The sequence below is a fragment of the Streptomyces sp. R-07 genome, assembly GCF_049913175.1.
Taxonomy (GTDB): Bacteria; Actinomycetota; Actinomycetes; order Streptomycetales; family Streptomycetaceae; genus Streptomyces.
On record NZ_CP183978.1, the window covers coordinates 2704594 to 2720501 of the forward strand.

A 15908-nucleotide genomic window follows, 5' to 3' on the forward strand; every position below is an offset into this window, starting at 1 on the left:
CCTCCGCCTTCCTCGCGCATCGCCCGCTCCAGGCCTCCGACGGGGCCTGCGTCTCGACGAGTTCGGCCCCGAGCGGCGTGGGCCGGTACTCGTCGTCGAGGCAGGTGGTCCCGGTCCCACCCGACGGCGTGCAGGGAGCTCAGCAGGTGCCGGCCAGCGGGCTGGGCAGGGGGATCCACTCGTCGCGGTCCACACCGCGCAGACGCATCGACGTGAGGGCCTTGACCCGGAGCTCCGGGGCGAAGAGGGCCGCGCGGTCGGCCCGGTTCTCCGGGGTCGCGGGGAGGTCGTCGTAGGCGCGGCGGGCAGCGGCGGCCACGGCCGACCAGAGCCGGGTCCCGGTGGTCCGGTCGCGGTCGGCCAGGGCGGAGACCAGGGTCCCGAAGGTGGTGCCGAAGAGGTGGCCGAAGAGCATCGTGCGGAGGACGGCCGGGTCGTCGTCGATCACCCGCCCGCCGACGGGAGCGGCGTCGAAGCCGTGCCGCGCGAGACGGGACGGGCTCACCCGGACGTCGGCGAGGTCGCGGTAGACGAGCCGGCGGGGCCGCGCGTGCGCGTCGAGCACGACCAGGAGGTTCTGCCCGTGGGCGGCGGGCGCGACGCCCCGGCTCAGGAGGCGGACCAGCGGGGGGACCGCGAGGTCGGCGAAGGCGGTCAGCCAGTCCTCGCACGCGTCCGGGGCGCCGGCGGACGCCAGGAGCGTGCGGATCAGGGGCGGTCCGTCGCCGGCCGGGCGGGCGGTGAGCGCCGCCACCGGCACGACCGTCTCCCCCGGGCGCAGGCGCGCGGCCGAGGACGGTGACTCGCGGAGCAGGACGGCGAGGTCGGCACTGGGTTCCCCGCGTACGAGCGCGGAGGCGCCGGCGAGGTTGCGGGTGATCCGCAGGGTGGCGGCCGGGCCGCCGGGCCCGTCCAGGCCGGCCACGACGCGCGCGAGCAGCGCCGAGAGCGGCGCGCTGTTCTCGACGCCGCTCGCCGAGATGTCGCGGATCGCGCTGGTCATCCGGGTGGTCAGCGCCGTCTTGAGGTGCGGCCCTCCGGCGAGCGGAGCGAGGGTCCGTACGCTCATCAGCGGCCGGGCGGGGATCGCCCCGGTCACGAACGGCCGGTGTCCGAGACCCGGCAGGACGTGCTCGCTCTGCCAGGGGTGCACGGGAAGCAGCAGCCGGTCGCCGTCGCGCAGCCGGTCCGGCCACTCCCCCGCGACGCGGCACCGGTCGGCGGGGACCGCCACCAGGTCGAGGCCGACGACCGGACGGTGCTCGGGGGCGTACGCGAGCTGCTCGGCCACCGAGAGGCCGGGGCGGCTGCGGCAGCAGGGGTGGTACGGGTGCCCGTCGACGACGCTCTGCTCGACGTACGCGAGCGAGCGGTCGCCGCCCGGTCCGGACGCCGCGCCCGCCGCGCCCGCGCGGGACAGCGCCAGGGAGGCGACGCTGTGGCCGAGTTCGGCGACGAGGGCGTCGGCGCCCGGCAGGCGGAGCGCGGCGAGGAGGACGGCCGGGTGGTCGTGGGCGCGGCCGTCGAGCCGTACGGTCGCGTCCTCGCCGGGGACCACGAGGTCGTACGGGAGACGGGGAGGCCCGCTCAGGACGCGGCCGTCGGCGAGCCGCACCCGGCCGGCGTGCGCGTCGCGCGCCGCGACCCCGGGCAGCGGCTCGTGGAGCAGCGCGCGCCACAGCCGCCCGAGGACCGCCGCACGCGCCGGCGGCAGTTCCCGGCGATAGGCGGCGAGGAGCCCGGGGGCCACGTCCGCCAGATCGGCGACGAAGGCCGCCTCGATCGCGAGCGCGGAGTCGGGGACGGGGGCGGGGGCGGTCTCAGTGGCGGAGGACAGCTCCGTCGCGCGAGCGGTCTCGGCCGCGGGTGCGGAAGCGGGTGCGGAAGCGGGGGCGGTCTCAGCGGAGAGCGGCTCCGGCGCGCGAGCGGTCTCGGGGGCGGGGTTGGTCGCTGCGGCGGAAGCGGTCGCGGGGGCGGAAGCGGTCCTCTCCGCCCCGAGACCGGTCGCGGAGTCGGGCCCGACAGGGGAGTCGGTCCCGACAGGGGAGTCGGTCCCGACAGGGGAAGCGGTCCCGACAGGGGAAGCGGTCCCGGAGGCGGAGGCCGGCCCCGTCGGGCGAGCCGCCCCGGCGGCGGCCCCCTCCGTGACGCGAGCCGACCCGGCCGCGGAGGCCATCCCCCTCGCGCGAGCCGGCCCGTCGCCAGACGCCCTCTCCCCCGCGCCAGCCGACCCGTCGCCAGACGCCCTCTCCCCCGCGCGAGCCGGCCCATCAGCGCGCGCCGTCTCAGGGGCGCGCAGCGCCTGGTGCGCGCCCGTGGTGTGATCCGGAGCGGAGTGCATGAAGGCTCACTACCCGGCGCAGGATGTTCCTACCGGTGGACGACCCGCCGGGCACGGGTGGAAGGCGCTGTCGTGAGTGAAGCCAAGGGCCGGGCCGACGCCCTGTCGGCCACCGCCCTCCTCAACTGCCTGATCCGGGAGGTCGCCGAGCCCGCGGCGGCCCCGGACGCGGGCCACGCCGTGCACCGGCTCCCGGCGACCGGCCGGCTGCTGCGGGTACGGGCGGGGCGGCGGCCCACCGAGCCCTGTGTCCGCACCGACGGCGGCTGGCTCCCCCTGACCTTCGAGGCCCTCGTGGCGCTGACCGCCGACGAGCTGGGCCGGCGCACCGGTGTCACCAACCGGACCGTCGTCGGCGAGATGACCGACAGCCGGGACGTCGTCGCGGCGCTGCAGGACGCGCGCGCGTCCACGTACCCGCCGCAGGACCCGTACGTGCGCTCGGAGCAGGCGCTGCTCGCCGGGCACCGCTACCACCCGGCGCCGAAGGCGCGCGGGACGGGCGCGCCGGAGAGCTGGCTGCCGTACGCCCCGGAGGCGTACACCCGCTTCCCGCTGGAGCTGCTCGGCGTCCGGGCGGACGTCGTCGCGGAGGACGGGGACCTGTCCCTGCTCGACCCGCTCGGTGCCGCTCCCCCCGACGGCTACCTCCTCCTGCCCGTCCACCCCTGGGAGCTGGATCTGCTCGGTGAGCTGCCCGCGTTCCGTGACGGGCGGCTGCTGCGGCTCGGCGCGAGTGCGCCCGGGGCGGGGCCGGCCGTGCCGACCTCCTCGGTGCGGACGGTGTACCTGCCGGCGGCCGACCTCTTCTGCAAGCTGAGCCTGGACGTACGGATCACCAACGGAAACCGCCGTCTGGAGCTGCGGGACCTGCTGTGGCTGCGGACGATCGGCGAGCTCCTCGCGCCCGTCTTCGACTCCCTGCCGACGGCGTCCTTCCTCGCCGACCGGGGCTACCGCACCGCCGACCTGGGCGGGCAGCACGCCTACGAGGGCTTCGCGGTGATCGCGCGCGAGGGGCTGCGGCCGCATCTGCTGCCCGGGGTGACGCCGCTGCTCGCGGCGGGCATCGGCGAGGGCTTCCCGGGCAATCCGCTCGACGGGCTGACCCCGGAGCGGGCGCTCTTCTGGTGGCGGCGCTATCTCGACCGGCTGGTGCCGCCGGTGCTGCACGCCTGGCAGCGGCACGGCCTGGTCCTGGAGTGCCATCTGCAGAACGTCCTCGTCGGCGTGGACGCGACGGGTCTCCCGGCGCAGGTGGTCTTCCGCGACCACGAGGGGGTACGGATCGTCGCCGAGCGGCACCGTGCGCTCCTGGACCGGCACGGGCCGCGGGGGCCGGCGCCGGCCCTTGACGCGGCGCACGGCTGGGAGCGGCTGGCGTACTGCCTGGTGACGAACAACCTCTCCGAGATCGCCGGCGCGCTCACCGACCGCCATCCGGAGCTCGCGGGCGAACTGTGGCCCCTGGCGCGGGCGGTGTTCGCCGGGTACGCGGCGGAGCACGGCGGTCCGGCGGAGGTCCACACGCTCCTCGCCTCGCCGCACGTGCCCGCCAAGACGAACCTGCTGCTGCGGTGGCTCGACGTCGACGGTGCCGACGCCCGCTACGTACCGATGGCCAACCCCCTGTGCGGGACCACCTGACTCACCGCGGACTCACCGGGGACTCAGCGGACGGGGCGGTTCAGCCTGACCCGTACGAGGGTGGTCTCCACGTCGCTGTCGACGAGGCGGCCGTTCGTGTCGAAGGCCTCCGGGCCGTCCGTCATGCCGAAGTCGTTGTCGTTGAGCAGCACGAGGGTCGAGGAGCCTTCGACGGCGACGCCCTCGATCTTCCCGGGGACGCCCTCGACGGTGTTCAGGTCGATGACGAGCCGCTTGTCGAGCACCGGCACCTGGGCCGCGGCCGCGTCGTCGAGCTGCTCCAGGGTGGGGCCCGCGGCGGTGTCCCACGAGGAGCCCAGGATGTCGGAGCCGCGGCGGAGCCGGACCTCGTAGAGGCGGGCGGCCTTGTCGGTGCGCTCCTGGACGAGGAGGCGGTCGCCGCCGAGCGCGACGAGCGCGGAGAGCTTCAGCTCGGAGGTCTTGGTCTGGCCCGGCTCGACGACGTCGACGGCGTCGAAGCGGTAGGCGTATTCGGCGGTGACCCGGTTCTCGCGGGGCGAGAAGCGCAGCAGCCGGGTGGTGCGGGAGTTCTCGCCGGAGACCTTGTCGGGGTTGAGCAGGGGGCTCTGCAGGCCGAGGACGAGGTCGCCGTCGGGCAGCAGCGCGAGGCCCTCGAAGCCGCGGTTGGTCTTGCGCTGGAGGAAGATCGACGGCAGCGACTCGACGACCGGGTAGTCGGTCCCGGTCAGGCCGAGGCCCTGGGGGACGTGGCGGGCGAGGACCCGGCCCTTCGCGGAGACGTGCACGAGCGAGGGGCCGTACTCGTCGACCAGCCAGAAGCTGCCGTCCCGGTCGCGGACGAGGCCCTCGGTGTCGAGGCCGTTCGGGTCGTACGTGAGCGGGGTGGAGGCGTCGTACGTGTACGGGGCCTCGTCGCGGCCGGGCTGGTTCGGCAGGCCGGTCACGGGGGCGCCGGAGGCGGTGGTCAGCGGAATGGACTTCAGGACCTGGATCCGGCCGCCGACGGTGCGGATCTTCACGATGGCCGGGTCGAAGCCGGGCACGGGGAAGGTGCGCCGCTTGTCCTTGCCGACGGCTATCTGGCCGTTGGGGCCCCGGTCGGTGACGGTCCAGTACTCGCCGCGCCGCTCGGCCGGGTAGAGGTCGCTGCCGATGCCGCCGAGGTCGACGCCCCGGTCGTCGGCGACGCTGCCCGGCAGCAGGCCGTTGCTGAAGGGCGCGAGCGGGATGTCGGGCAGGGTCGAGGTGGAGACGACCCGGGCGGCGGGGCCGTGGTGCGCCGGGGTGGCGTCGGCCGTCCCCACGACCACCGAGAACGCGAGCGCGGCGGACAGCGGCAGGACCACGAGGGCGGGCCGGCGCAGGAGGCGCGGATTCATCTGAACTCCCTGGATGACATGGAAAGTCGCCGGTGAGGGCGGCCTCATGGTCCAGTCCTTCGCGCAACACCGGGCGACGTGTTCGCGACGTCGGGGCGAGTCCTGGGTGAACGCGCCCCGACGTCGTGCGTCCTAGTAGCGGTCGAGGATGAGCTGCGTCTTGAGGATGTCCCCGTGGTAGAGCCAGCCGTTGGCCTCGGCGACGGCGATGGCGTCCGCGTGCAGGTCGGCCGCGTCGGCGTACGAGTCGGTCTTGAACGACAGCTCGACGACGTACTCGGTGCCGGTTCCGCTCGCGCCGACCACCGGCAGCACCTCGATACTGGCGTCGTCTGAGGGGCCCCAGGCGCCGCCGTACACCTTGGAGTTCACCGGGCCGTGGGCGCGGGAGGCCTGGAGCGTGGTCTTGCCCCAGCCGGTGCTGTTCCAGTCCTGCAGCTTGCCGGGGATGTCGTTGACGAGCCAGGTGCGGCCGGTCGTGCTCGTGGGCATCGCGGTGCCCGAGTAGCCGCTGGAGCTGTGGGACTTCTCGTTGGAGAAGCTGAGGGTCTGCTTGGCGTAGCCCCAGTCGACCTCGGCGTCGTAGTTGGTGTCGGTGCTGTCGAAGCCGGCGGCGTTGGCCGTGGTGAGGGCGGCGTCGATGTCGCCGTTCGTGACGGGGAAACGCTTCTTGTACGTCTCCTCGAACGACGAGCCGCTCTTGTGGCGGAGGCGGACGCTCCAGCCCTGGGCGTCGAGCGCGAGCGCGTCGGTGTCGTAGTAGCTGTACGAGCGGGCCTTGGCGGAACCGGTGATGCCGAAGGCCGACTTGACCGCCGTGCTCGGCGCGAAGCTCGCGTCGAGGGCCGCCGTGGTGAGGTTGATCTTCACCTCGTACGTCGGGACGGCGTTGGCGGCGGCGTACGCGGGCGACGGGGCGAGGAGTGCGGCGGCGACGGCGAGGGCGACGGTGGAGCCGACGGCGGCCGGGCGCGTGGCCCGAGGCAGGAAGGTCATGCGCCGATGCTCACGATCCCGGGTGAGGACCGCGTGACCCGTGGACGTGTCCCCGGTGAACCGGCGGCGTCGGGAAGCGGACGGGGGCTCCCGACGAGCTCCCGACGGGCGTACGCGCGAAGACCGGCCGCCCGGCGCGGGCCCTCCCGGCACGCCTACCGCCGCAGCAGGTTCGCGCCCACGTCCTCCGGGACGGCCTCCCGGACCGGGGTGCTGTCCGGGCCCGGGCGGCGCATGCCGGGGACGGGGACGATGGTGGTGCGGTGGAGGAGGACGGTGCCGTCCTCCTCCCGGACCGCCGTGTAGCCGTGGGCGAGGAGGAGTTCGACCCGCCGCCGCTGTTCCTCGACGGACGCGAAGGGGAAGGTCCGGTCGTCCACCCGGAGGAGGACCCAGTCGGCGCCGCGTGGGGTCCCGTCGGCGATGACCACGTCCGTACGGGCGGTCAGGCGGGGCGCGACGGTGTTGTCGGCCTCGACCGTCGCACCGTCCGGGATGAGCGCGGCGGCCGTGGCGAGCGGGCGTTTGTCCGGGGAGGGCCGCCAGAACTCCGGGCGGACGAGCGTGCCGAGACCGAGGACGACGGCCGCCGCCGAGGAGAGGGCGAGCGCGGCGACCGCCCACCGCCGGGCGGATCGCCGCCGCTCGTGCAGCCGGGCCAGGGTCTCCAGGGACGCCGTCAGGAGGATCGGCCACAGGAAGGCGTCGTAGTGGTTGATCACCGGCCAGTGGTTGGGGTTGTCGGAGAGGACGCGCTCCGCGAGGAGGGGGACGGCGAGCAGGGCCGTCGGGGAGCCGAGCGGGAGCAGGGCGAGGGTGCCGAGGATCCAGGCCACCATGGCGACCTTCACGAAGGGGGTGACGGCGACCTGGAGCAGGATCCAGGGGGCGGTGAGGACCTGGGCCAGGGCCTCCCCCGGGTCGGCGCCGAGGCGCCCGTACGACCAGTAGTAGCCCTCGGGTCCGCCCATCGCCGGCAGGAACCAGGCGATGACGACGGCGGACACCAGCGGCCCGGCCAGGGCGAGCGCGGCGCCGGTGGCGCGGCCCGCGCGGTGGCCGGCCCGGTGGGCGCGGACCGCGAGGAGGATGCCGTACGCGCCGACGACGAGGCCCATGTCCTCCTTGGCCGTGCACAGCAGGAGCGCCCAGAGGGCGGCGGCGCCGTAGCGGTGAGCGAGTCCGCGCTCCAGCATGAGGAGGGTGAGGGGGACGGCGAAGGCGACCTCGTGGAAGCCGTTGGAGGAGGAGTTGAGGAGCGGCCAGCCCAGCGCGTACACGAGTCCGCCGAGGTCGGCGGCCCGGCGTACGACCAGGGGTTCGGCGTTCCGGAAGGTGTGCCGGGCGATGCGGCGGACCACCGGCACGCCGGCCGCGAACAGCGCGGCCTGCGCGAGGATCAGCGTCCGCGGGTCGTCCCACAGCCAGTAGAGCGGCGCGAGGAGGGCGAGCGCGGGGGTGAAGTGGTCGCCGAGGAGCGAGAAGCCGGGCGGGAACTCGTGGTGGACGTTCTTGATCGGCGACCTGGGCGGCTCGAGGTGGGCGTAGGCCCGCACGGCCTGGTCGAAGATGCCGAGGTCGAAGCCGGTGGCCCGCAGGGCCGTCCAGGACTGCAGCCCGAGTCCCGCGCAGACGAGGAAGCAGAGGGCGGTGAGGACGATGCCCCGGCCCCTGTCCCCCGCACCGCGCGGTCCGGAAGGAGACGCCTCCCCGGACGACCGCGGCCCCGGCACACGGCCGGTGTCCTGGCCCGGCGGACTGATCACCCCGTGCGTCACTGTGCTCCCCATGGCCACGACATTACGTTGCGTCGTTGTCAGTGCCGGGAGAGAGAATCACGCCATGGTGATCACCGCGCGCGCCCTCAACCGCTCCACCCTGCACCGGCAGTTGCTCCTGGAGCGGGCGCCGCTCGGCGTCACGGAGGCGGTACGGCGGGTGGTGTGCCTGCAGGCGCAGCAGCCCGGATCGCCCTACGTGGCGCTGTGGAACCGGGTCGCGGCCTTCGACCCGGGCCACCTCGACGCGGCCGTGAGCGGATACGAGTTGGTCAGGTCGACGCTGATGCGGCTCACGCTGCACCTCGTGCACGCCGAGGACTACCGGGCCTTCCGCGAGGGCATGGAGCCGACGCTGCGCGGTTCGCGGCTGCACGATCCGCGGTTCACGAAGGCGGGGTTCACGGCCGCCGACGCCGACGCGCTGCTGCCCGGCCTCCTGGAGTACGCCGGGAGCGCGCGGACCGGGGCCCAGCTGAAACAGCACATCGAAGAGGGCCGGGGCGGACCGGTGGAGTCCGTGGTCTGGCGGATGGTGCGGCAGTACGCGCCGCTGTGGCACGCGCCGACGGGCCCGCCGTGGTCGTTCGGGACGGCGCAGTCCTTCGTCACGGCGAGCGAACTGCCCGTGCTCGGCGACCCGGAGGCGTCCGCCGCCGGCCTGGCCGTCCTGGTCCGGCGCTATCTGGAGGGCTTCGGGCCCGCTTCCGTACCGGACATGGCGCAGTTCATGACGGCCCCGCGAGGACGGGTGCGCGAGGCGGTGAAGACCCTGGAGGGCGGGCTGGACCGCCTGGAGGGGGCCGACGGCACCGTGCTGTACGACGTACCGGGGGCGGCGCGGCCCGACGAGGACGTCCCGGCGCCGCCCCGGCTGATGGCGATGTGGGACAGCGTCCTGCTCGCCTACGCGGACCGCAGCCGGATCATCCCGCCCGCGTACCGCAAGCACGTGATCCGCGTGAACGGCGACACGCTTCCGACGCTCCTCGTCGACGGGTACGTGGCGGGGGTCTGGCGTCCCGTCGACGGCGGGATCGAGGCCTCGGCCTTCCACCCGCTGACGGCCGGGGACTGGGACGGGCTCGCGGCGGAGGCGGCGTCGCTGGGGACACTGCTCGCCGACCGCGATCCACGGGTGTACGGACGGTACGACCACTGGTGGGTGAAGGGCCTGCCGACGGTCGAGACCCGGGTGCTGCCCTCCTGACGCGCCCCCATTGCCAGCCACTCGGAACGCACATGTCTTCGGTACGGCCTGATCGAGGGCACCATCCACCGTGACGGCGTCCAGCCGGTGATCGCGACCAGCGACTGGATCACCGCCTGAGCCGGCGGGTCACCACGGCCTGGCCGTCTCCACTCCCAGCCATACGGCTCCGAGTCCGGCGGCCAGGCTCCCGGCCACGTTCAGCGCCGCGTAGCCCTTCGCCCCGTTCTCGTACAGCTTGAACGTCTCGTACGAGAAGGTGGAGTACGTCGTCAGCGCCCCGCACAGGCCGGTGCCGAGCAGCAGCTGCGCCTGCGCCGAGGAGACGCCGGTCAGGAGCCCGAGGACGAACGAGCCCACGACGTTGACGACGAAGGTGCCCCACGGGAAGACCGAGTCGTGGCGGGCCTGGACCGCGCGGTCGGTGAGATAGCGCAGGGGCGCCCCGACGGCGGCGCCCGCCATGACGAGCAGCCAGTTCACGCGTGCCTCCCCCGGCTCCGTACGACCGCCCGGGCGACGGTGACGCCCGCCCAGACGGCGGCGAGGGCGCTGAGCAGGGTCCCGCCCAGGTAGAGGAGGCCCCTGGTCGGGTCTCCCCCGCTCAGCAGGCGCTGGATGTCGAGGCTGTACGTCGAGAAGGTGGTGAACCCGCCGCAGAGACCGGTGCCGAGGAAGGGCCGGAGCAGCGGGTGCGGGGCGGTCGTGGTCTCGGTGAGGAGGACGATGAGGGCGCCGAGCAGCGCGCAGCCGGCCACGTTGACCGTGAGGATCGTCCAGGGGAAGGCACCGTCGGGGGTCGGCCACGCGAGGGTGGCGCCGTAGCGCGCGGCCGCGCCGAGGGCGCCGCCGGCGGCGACCACCGCGACGACCGGCAGATCCTCGCGCAGCCCCATGCGCCCAAGATTACGAGAGCGGACGTCGTGGGAGGCCGCGGGGCGGGGCACGCGGCAAGGGTGGCGGGGTCGAGGCGAGGCGCACAGGCACGGTCCCCGGCCTGGGGCATTAACCGGGGTCCGGCCCGTGCAGCCTCGCTCTGCGATGGTCCGGCCACGCCGTGCGACGGGTCAAAGCGGGGCCGGCGAGTCTGTCAGATCCCCCCGCGGGGTACTCCACGGCGCCATGACAGGGGTCTGCGGCGGGGTGGTGGAGGGGGCTCTGACCTGTGGAGACGTGGGGGGAGGTGGTCCGGCCACCATCCGGAATCCATTTCGGGTGCCGGGTACACCTCGTCCCGGTGGGCGGGGCCGGGCGAGGGTGAGGGAGCAGCGGGAGGGAGCTGCGCAACCTTCGGGCAGGAGTGTCGTGAGTACATCCGTCGCAACCAAGCGCAGGGCCACCACCGGGGCCGTCGCCCCGGCCGTGCCTCTGGGCGTCGTCAGGTCCTCCGGCGGCGCGGCCGATTCGCGCGAGGACGTCTACGCCGAGCTGTGTGCCGCGCTGTTCTCCGGCTTCCCGCGCCGCGACCAGCGTCTGAAGGCCGAGCAGTACCTGCACGGTCTGCTGACGGCGCAGGGCCGGAAGTCGATCCGGAACATCGCCGCCCAGATAGGCGGTCCCGCCGCCGAGCAGAGTCTGCACCACTTCGTCTCCAGCTCCACCTGGGACTGGCAGCCCATGCGGGCCGCGCTCGCCCGGTACCTGGAGCGGAACAGCTGCCCGCAGGCGTGGGTGGTCCGGCCGATGCCGATCCCGAAGGCCGGGGAGCACTCGGTGGGCGTGGACCGGCGGTTCGACCCGGAGCGCGGGCAGGTCTTCCACGGCCAGCAGGCGTTCGGGGTGTGGTTCGCGAGCGACGAGCTGAGCGTGCCGGTCAACTGGCGGCTCTTCCTGCCGGACCCGTGGGTGAACGACCGGACGCGGCGCGACCGCGCGGAGGTTCCCCAGGAGGCCGGCGAGGAGACGCTGGAGGAGTGCGCGGTCGCGGCGGCGCTCGACACCGCCCGCTGGTCCGACGTCACCCGCAAGCCGGTGCTGCTCGACATCCGGGGCGGTGCGGGGCGGGCCGCCCTGACGCGGCTGGCCGGGGCGGGAGTGCCGGTGGTGGCCCGGATCAACCCGGGCTCGCGGCTCGCGATCGCCGACCGTTCGCTGCCGGGCTTCGGCGCGGGCCCGCTGTCGGCCGTGCAGATCCTGGAGTCGCTCAAGGGCCTGCGCAGGCCGGTGAGCTGGGTGGACACGGTCGCAGGGGCGCGGACCTCGCGGACCTCGCTGGCCACCGCCGTCCGGGTCGCGCTGCCCGCGCCGGGCGGGGAGCGGATGCGTCCGCTCGTGCTGCTCGGCGAGTGGGACGACCCGCGCCGGGCCCCGGCCCGGGTGTGGATCAGCGATCTGACGGGCTCTCCGGTCGGTTCGCTGCTGCGGCTCACCAAGCTCGCCCGCCGGGTGGAGCGGGACTTCGCGGAGGTCGGCGAGGGGGCGGGTCTGCGGGACTTCGTGGGTCGCTCGTTCCGCGGCTGGCACCGTCACATCACGCTGGCCTCGGCGGCGCACGCGGCGACGGTCCTGGCCGGCGGCTGGGACGCGGCGTACGACACGGGCTACGGCTCGGGACGCTCGGCGAGCTGACGGTCCGGCCCTCGGAGCATCCGTACGGGGCTGTCGGCGGGCCCGGCTGCCGGCGCCGGGCCCCGGGGCTCACGTACTGCGTTCCGCCGGACCCGGCTGTCGGCCGGGGTCCGTCGTGGCGCGTCCGCGGGCCAGGACCTCCCGGGTCCGCTGGAGGCGCAGCGCCAGCTGGACCTCCAGGACCTGACCGGGCTTCTGCCATTCGGGGCCGAGGAGTTCGCCGATCCGTTCCAGGCGGCGCGAGACGGTGTTGGGGTGGACGTGGAGCGCCTCGGCCGCGTTGGTGGGGCTGCCGCCCGAGGCGAAGTACGCCTCCAGGGTGTGCGTGAGGTCGGTGAACCGCTCGGCGTCGTAGTCCAGTACGGGTCCGATCGCCGCCTCGACGAAGCCGTCGACGTCGTTGTCGTCGGAGAGCAGCAGCCCCAGGAAGCCGAGGTCCTGCACGGACGCGGCCGAGCCGGTGCCGCCGAGCGCGCTCATCGCGTCCAGGCAGCGGCCGGCCTCCTGGTGCATCCGCCCGACCCCGTCGGGGCTCTGGGCGGGTCCGGCGGCGGCGACGGAGACGGGGTGACCGAGCAGCGGGGACAGTTCGGCGGCGACGGCCTTGGCGGCGGCCGAGGCGTCGATGCCGGGGAGCAGCAGGACGATGCAACCGCCCTGGACGGTCTTCAGGCCGCAGAGGCGGTACGCGTACGAGGACGCCCACACCACCGCCCGGCCCTGCTCGCCGCCCTCGGGCCGGGCGAGCACGAGGACGTGCGGCCGGCGCAGGTCGACGCCGAGGCGGCGGGCCCGCTGGGCGATCTGCTGCGGGGCGTGCGGCGGGTCGGCGATGAGGTCGTCGAGGAGTTCGTCGCGGACGGGTCCTTCGGCGACGGCGGTGGAACGGCGCATCAGGAGGAGGAAGGCGACGGACTGGGCGGCGAGTTCGAGGAGGCGTTCGTCCTCGCCGGTGAGCCCGCCGGCGGCGCGGATGACGAGGCCGCCGAGGTCCTCGGAGCCCGCGATGACGGGCGCGACCCAGGTGTCGTCGTCGGCGAGGACCGGGCGGCGCCGGGCGTGGGCGTCGAGGGAGGCCTTGGCGACGGCCTCCTCGTCGAGGCCGGGGATGTCTCCGGCGGTGGCGAGGGGCCGGCCGCCGGGGTCGCGGATCAGCACGGTCGCGTCGAGCGCGTCGGCGGCGGCCTTGGCCACGTTGCACAGGTCGCCGCCGGCGAGGACGAGGTTCATGATGCGGCCGTGTGCCTCGCTGACGTGCCGCATCCGGGTGAGGCTGGTGCGCACCCGGGAGCTGTCCCGTTCCAGTTCGGAGACCTCGGCCCGGGTGCGGTCGAGGAGGCCGGCCTTCTCGACGGCGAGGGCGGCGAGGTCGGCGAGCGCGGCGAGGAGCCCGATCTCGTCGGAGGTGTGGTGGCGGACGCGCCGGTCCGCGCCGTAGAGGGCGCCGATGACGGTGTCTCCGCTGCGCAGCGGCGCGGCGACGATCGCGTGGAGTCCCTCGGCGCGCAGGGCGGCTTCGGCGGTCTCGTCGAAGGCGGGGGCGTGGACACCCGCGTCGAGGGAGCCGGAGGGGGCGAAGCGCTCGTCGGCGAGGTAGTCGGCGGTCCAGACGGGCTCGCCGTGGAGCTGGACGGCGCCGCCGAGTCCGTACCCCTCGGCGATCCGGAGTCCGGGGGCGAGGCGCGGGCCGGGTCCGCTCGCGGTGCGGGAGCCTTCGCTGGTGTGGACGTAGCAGGCGCCGTGCGGGCCGCGCAGGGCCACGTACGCGAGGTCGAGGCCGAGGAGCCGGCGGGCGCGGCGGGTGATGACGCGCAGCAGGCTGTCGAGGTCGTAGGAGAGGGTGAGGTCGCGGGCCGTGTCGGTGACGGTGGCGAGCGCGGCCTCGCGGCGGGCGTCGTGGGCGCGCCCGGCGTGGACCTCGCCGGCCAGTTCCACGGCCCGCTCCAGGCGGTGGAGTTCCGCGCCGGTCAGACCGGTGCCGCGGGCCTCGTCGAGGAGGGTGTCGAAGCGGGCCGGCGGGGCCTGCCGGGCGAGCAGTTCGAGGACCGTGAGCAGCGCGTCGGCACCACCGGCCCCGTCCGCGCCGTGCAAGGTCATGGCCCCTACCCCCGTGGTCGAGCGAAATCGGGCACCTGGGAGGAAACCCGTACTGCTCGCCGAAAATAATTCGGCTTCGGGAGTCGGTCAACGGTGAGTTGCCGCACTTCATTCCCGGTGACGGGCCGCATGTCCGTCTGATGGCCGCCTGTCGGTCAGCCGACGGAGCCCGCCGGGACGAGCCGGGCGCGCCCGGGAGCGTACGGCGCCGCGGCGAACCGGTCGGGCGCGTAGGGGCCCGGGACGTGCTGGGTGGGCATGTACTGCGCGGGGATCCGGGGGCCGTACACGCGCCGGCCCGCCGTGTCCCGGACGGCGAGGACCGAGCGCTGGAGCCGGCGGAGCCGCGCCGAGGGCTCCATGCCGCTCTCGGACCTGAGGGCCACGCGCAGCCGCTCGTACACGATGAGGGCCTCGTCGTGCTGTCCGCAGCGCAGCAGGGCGACCATGAGGTGGGCGTGGAGGGGCTCGTTGGTGCGGTAGCGGGCGACGAGTCCGGTGAGTTCGGAGACGAGTTCGGCGTGCCGGCCGAGGCCCAGCTGCGCTTCCAGCCACTGGTCGAGGACGCTGAGCCGGGAGGTTTCGAGGCGCTCGATCTCCCGGCGGAGCCGGGGGCCCGCGGCCACGCCCGCGTAGGGTTCGCCGCGCCACAGGGCGAGCGCCTCGCCGAGGCGGAGCGCGGCCCGGGACAGGTCGCCGGCCTCCATGGCCCGGTACCCGGCGCCGGCCGCGCGCTCGAACTGCCAGACGTCGTTGGCGCCGCCGCCGGAGTCGAGCCGGTAGCCGCCGGGCTGGGAGACGAGGATCGCGTCGGCGGTGCGCCGGTCCGACCAGCCGGGCCGCGGCTCCGCCGGGTCGCTGTCGCGCAGGGCGCCGGCGATGAGGGTCCGCAGCTCCGCTATGTGCGCCTGCAGTACGGCGCGGGCGCCGTGCGGCGCGCCGGACGGCCACAGCTCCTCGGTCAGGACCGTCACGGGGACGACCTGGTCGGCGCTGGCCGTGAGCAGGGCGAGCAGCTGCCGGGGCGCGGCCGCCGTCGGGGTGATGGACACCCCGTTCTCACGTACCGACAGTCCCCCCAGGATCCGGACGTCCACCTTGCCCCCTCAGTGCCTGTGCGGTGTCTGCGCGCGGGATGACTCGAGATGATTAGAAAAGACCCCCGTAGGCATGTCAATAAGAAACCGGAGGGTACGGAATGACGCTCCCGGATATCGTGGTGATTCACCCCGTTTGCCGGGATTTCTACGGGTCAAGATTTCGTCACTGGCGGAGATCTTGTGCATGCCGAAAGATGGTTTCCGGACTCAGGGGTACGGTTTCGCAGAGTCCTTGCGGATGAACGGAGGGCCTTCACCCGCGAGATCACGCCAGAAACCGGCACGTAGGTACGGTTCCGTCGGGCGTCGCTAGAGCACGGCGGCGGCGGTGAGCAGACCGAACGCGAGGGTGATCAGGGCCGTCCGCACGCGGTGGAAACCGTTCCAGCGCTTCTCGAAGGCCGCCCGGACAGCGGCCGGGTCGCCCGCCGGGTCGCCCGCCGGGGCCTTCTCCGACGCCGCGAGGGCGGTGTTGAGCGGGACGTTCCCGCCGATGGTCACCGCGTGGTTGAGGACCGCGGCCACGAGCCCCCCGAGGACCAGCCACTTCTGCGTGTCCGTCCGCCCGTCGGCGGGGACGAGGAACGCGGCGGCGGGGAAGGCGACCACGCCGAGGAAGACCGTGAGGAACACGGCCCTCGGCACGTACTCGTTGATCCGGCGCATCGCCGTGACGAACTCAGGGTCCGTCAGGCGGGCGAGCGCGGGCATGATGCCGGTCTGGAAGATCAGCAGGAAACCGGCGTAGAGCCCGGTGCATCCGACGGCGAGGGCGAGCAGCAGGGTGGCCATGCGGCCATTCTGACCCGC

Annotated in this window: 12 protein-coding genes; 3 read left to right on the top strand and 9 right to left on the bottom strand. The window is 74.5% G+C overall.

The window, feature by feature from the left end; all coding sequences use genetic code 11:
* Window positions 1–139 precede the first annotated feature (139 nt).
* A complete protein-coding gene (locus tag ACN9M0_RS12195) occupies window positions 140–1750 on the bottom strand; it encodes an IucA/IucC family protein (RefSeq protein ID WP_426403584.1) in 1611 nt (536 codons plus the stop codon).
* A gap of 663 nt (window positions 1751–2413) precedes the next feature.
* Between ACN9M0_RS12195 and ACN9M0_RS12200 the strand changes: the two genes are divergently transcribed.
* On the top strand, window positions 2414–3988 hold the full coding sequence (locus tag ACN9M0_RS12200; protein ID WP_426403585.1) for an IucA/IucC family protein: 1575 nt from the start codon (window positions 2414–2416) through the stop codon (window positions 3986–3988).
* A gap of 23 nt (window positions 3989–4011) precedes the next feature.
* On the opposite strand, the gene ACN9M0_RS12205 is transcribed toward ACN9M0_RS12200, so the two are convergent.
* The 3 genes from ACN9M0_RS12205 to ACN9M0_RS12215 all read right to left on the bottom strand — a co-directional run bounded on the left by ACN9M0_RS12205 (window position 4012) and on the right by ACN9M0_RS12215 (window position 8135).
* A complete protein-coding gene (locus ACN9M0_RS12205) occupies window positions 4012–5349 on the bottom strand; it encodes an esterase-like activity of phytase family protein (protein ID WP_426403586.1) in 1338 nt (445 codons plus the stop codon).
* A 132-nt stretch (window positions 5350–5481) separates the two neighbouring features.
* Window positions 5482–6345 carry a hypothetical protein gene (locus tag ACN9M0_RS12210; protein ID WP_426403587.1) on the bottom strand — a complete coding sequence of 288 codons (864 nt, stop codon included), beginning with the start codon at window positions 6343–6345 and terminating at the stop codon, window positions 5482–5484.
* A gap of 155 nt (window positions 6346–6500) precedes the next feature.
* Window positions 6501–8135, bottom strand: coding sequence for a DUF2079 domain-containing protein (locus tag ACN9M0_RS12215; protein ID WP_366035693.1), 1635 nt, complete (start codon window positions 8133–8135; stop codon window positions 6501–6503).
* 52 nt (window positions 8136–8187) lie between these two features.
* Between ACN9M0_RS12215 and ACN9M0_RS12220 the strand changes: the two genes are divergently transcribed.
* Complete coding sequence (locus tag ACN9M0_RS12220; RefSeq protein WP_426403588.1) at window positions 8188–9333, top strand: winged helix DNA-binding domain-containing protein; 1146 nt, start codon at window positions 8188–8190, stop codon at window positions 9331–9333.
* Between the two features lie 129 nt (window positions 9334–9462).
* Here the strand turns inward: ACN9M0_RS12220 and crcB are convergent, their stop codons facing one another.
* Window positions 9463–9816, bottom strand: coding sequence for a fluoride efflux transporter CrcB (gene crcB / locus ACN9M0_RS12225; RefSeq protein ID WP_366035691.1), 354 nt, complete (start codon window positions 9814–9816; stop codon window positions 9463–9465).
* The gene (locus ACN9M0_RS12230; protein WP_366035690.1) at window positions 9813–10229 is read right to left on the bottom strand and encodes a fluoride efflux transporter FluC; all 417 of its coding nucleotides are present in this window, start codon (window positions 10227–10229) and stop codon (window positions 9813–9815) included. The genes crcB and ACN9M0_RS12230 overlap by 4 nt, the downstream gene beginning before the upstream one ends.
* A 409-nt stretch (window positions 10230–10638) precedes the next feature.
* Here ACN9M0_RS12230 and ACN9M0_RS12235 point away from each other — a divergent pair, with 409 nt between their 5' ends.
* Complete coding sequence (locus tag ACN9M0_RS12235) at window positions 10639–11901, top strand: IS701 family transposase (RefSeq protein ID WP_366035689.1); 1263 nt, start codon at window positions 10639–10641, stop codon at window positions 11899–11901.
* Window positions 11902–11970: 69 nt separating this feature from the next.
* Here the strand turns inward: ACN9M0_RS12235 and ACN9M0_RS12240 are convergent, their stop codons facing one another.
* From ACN9M0_RS12240 to ACN9M0_RS12250, 3 genes are all read right to left on the bottom strand, one after another.
* Complete coding sequence (locus ACN9M0_RS12240; protein ID WP_366035688.1) at window positions 11971–13998, bottom strand: helix-turn-helix domain-containing protein; 2028 nt, start codon at window positions 13996–13998, stop codon at window positions 11971–11973.
* Window positions 13999–14153: 155 nt separating this feature from the next.
* Complete coding sequence (locus ACN9M0_RS12245; protein ID WP_366035687.1) at window positions 14154–15095, bottom strand: AfsR/SARP family transcriptional regulator; 942 nt, start codon at window positions 15093–15095, stop codon at window positions 14154–14156.
* A gap of 312 nt (window positions 15096–15407) precedes the next feature.
* Complete coding sequence (locus ACN9M0_RS12250; protein WP_366035686.1) at window positions 15408–15890, bottom strand: DUF1772 domain-containing protein; 483 nt, start codon at window positions 15888–15890, stop codon at window positions 15408–15410.
* Window positions 15891–15908 lie beyond the last annotated feature (18 nt).

Coding starts and splice junctions, on each gene's coding strand:
- ACN9M0_RS12205 (WP_426403586.1), bottom strand. CDS start 5,349: ATGAATCCGCGCCTCCTGCGCCGGCCCGCCCTCGTGGTCCTGCCGCTG.
- ACN9M0_RS12240 (WP_366035688.1), bottom strand. CDS start 13,998: ATGACCTTGCACGGCGCGGACGGGGCCGGTGGTGCCGACGCGCTGCTC.
- ACN9M0_RS12220 (WP_426403588.1), top strand. CDS start 8,188: ATGGTGATCACCGCGCGCGCCCTCAACCGCTCCACCCTGCACCGGCAG.
- ACN9M0_RS12250 (WP_366035686.1), bottom strand. CDS start 15,890: ATGGCCACCCTGCTGCTCGCCCTCGCCGTCGGATGCACCGGGCTCTAC.
- ACN9M0_RS12215 (WP_366035693.1), bottom strand. CDS start 8,135: ATGGGGAGCACAGTGACGCACGGGGTGATCAGTCCGCCGGGCCAGGAC.
- ACN9M0_RS12210 (WP_426403587.1), bottom strand. CDS start 6,345: ATGACCTTCCTGCCTCGGGCCACGCGCCCGGCCGCCGTCGGCTCCACC.
- ACN9M0_RS12230 (WP_366035690.1), bottom strand. CDS start 10,229: ATGGGGCTGCGCGAGGATCTGCCGGTCGTCGCGGTGGTCGCCGCCGGC.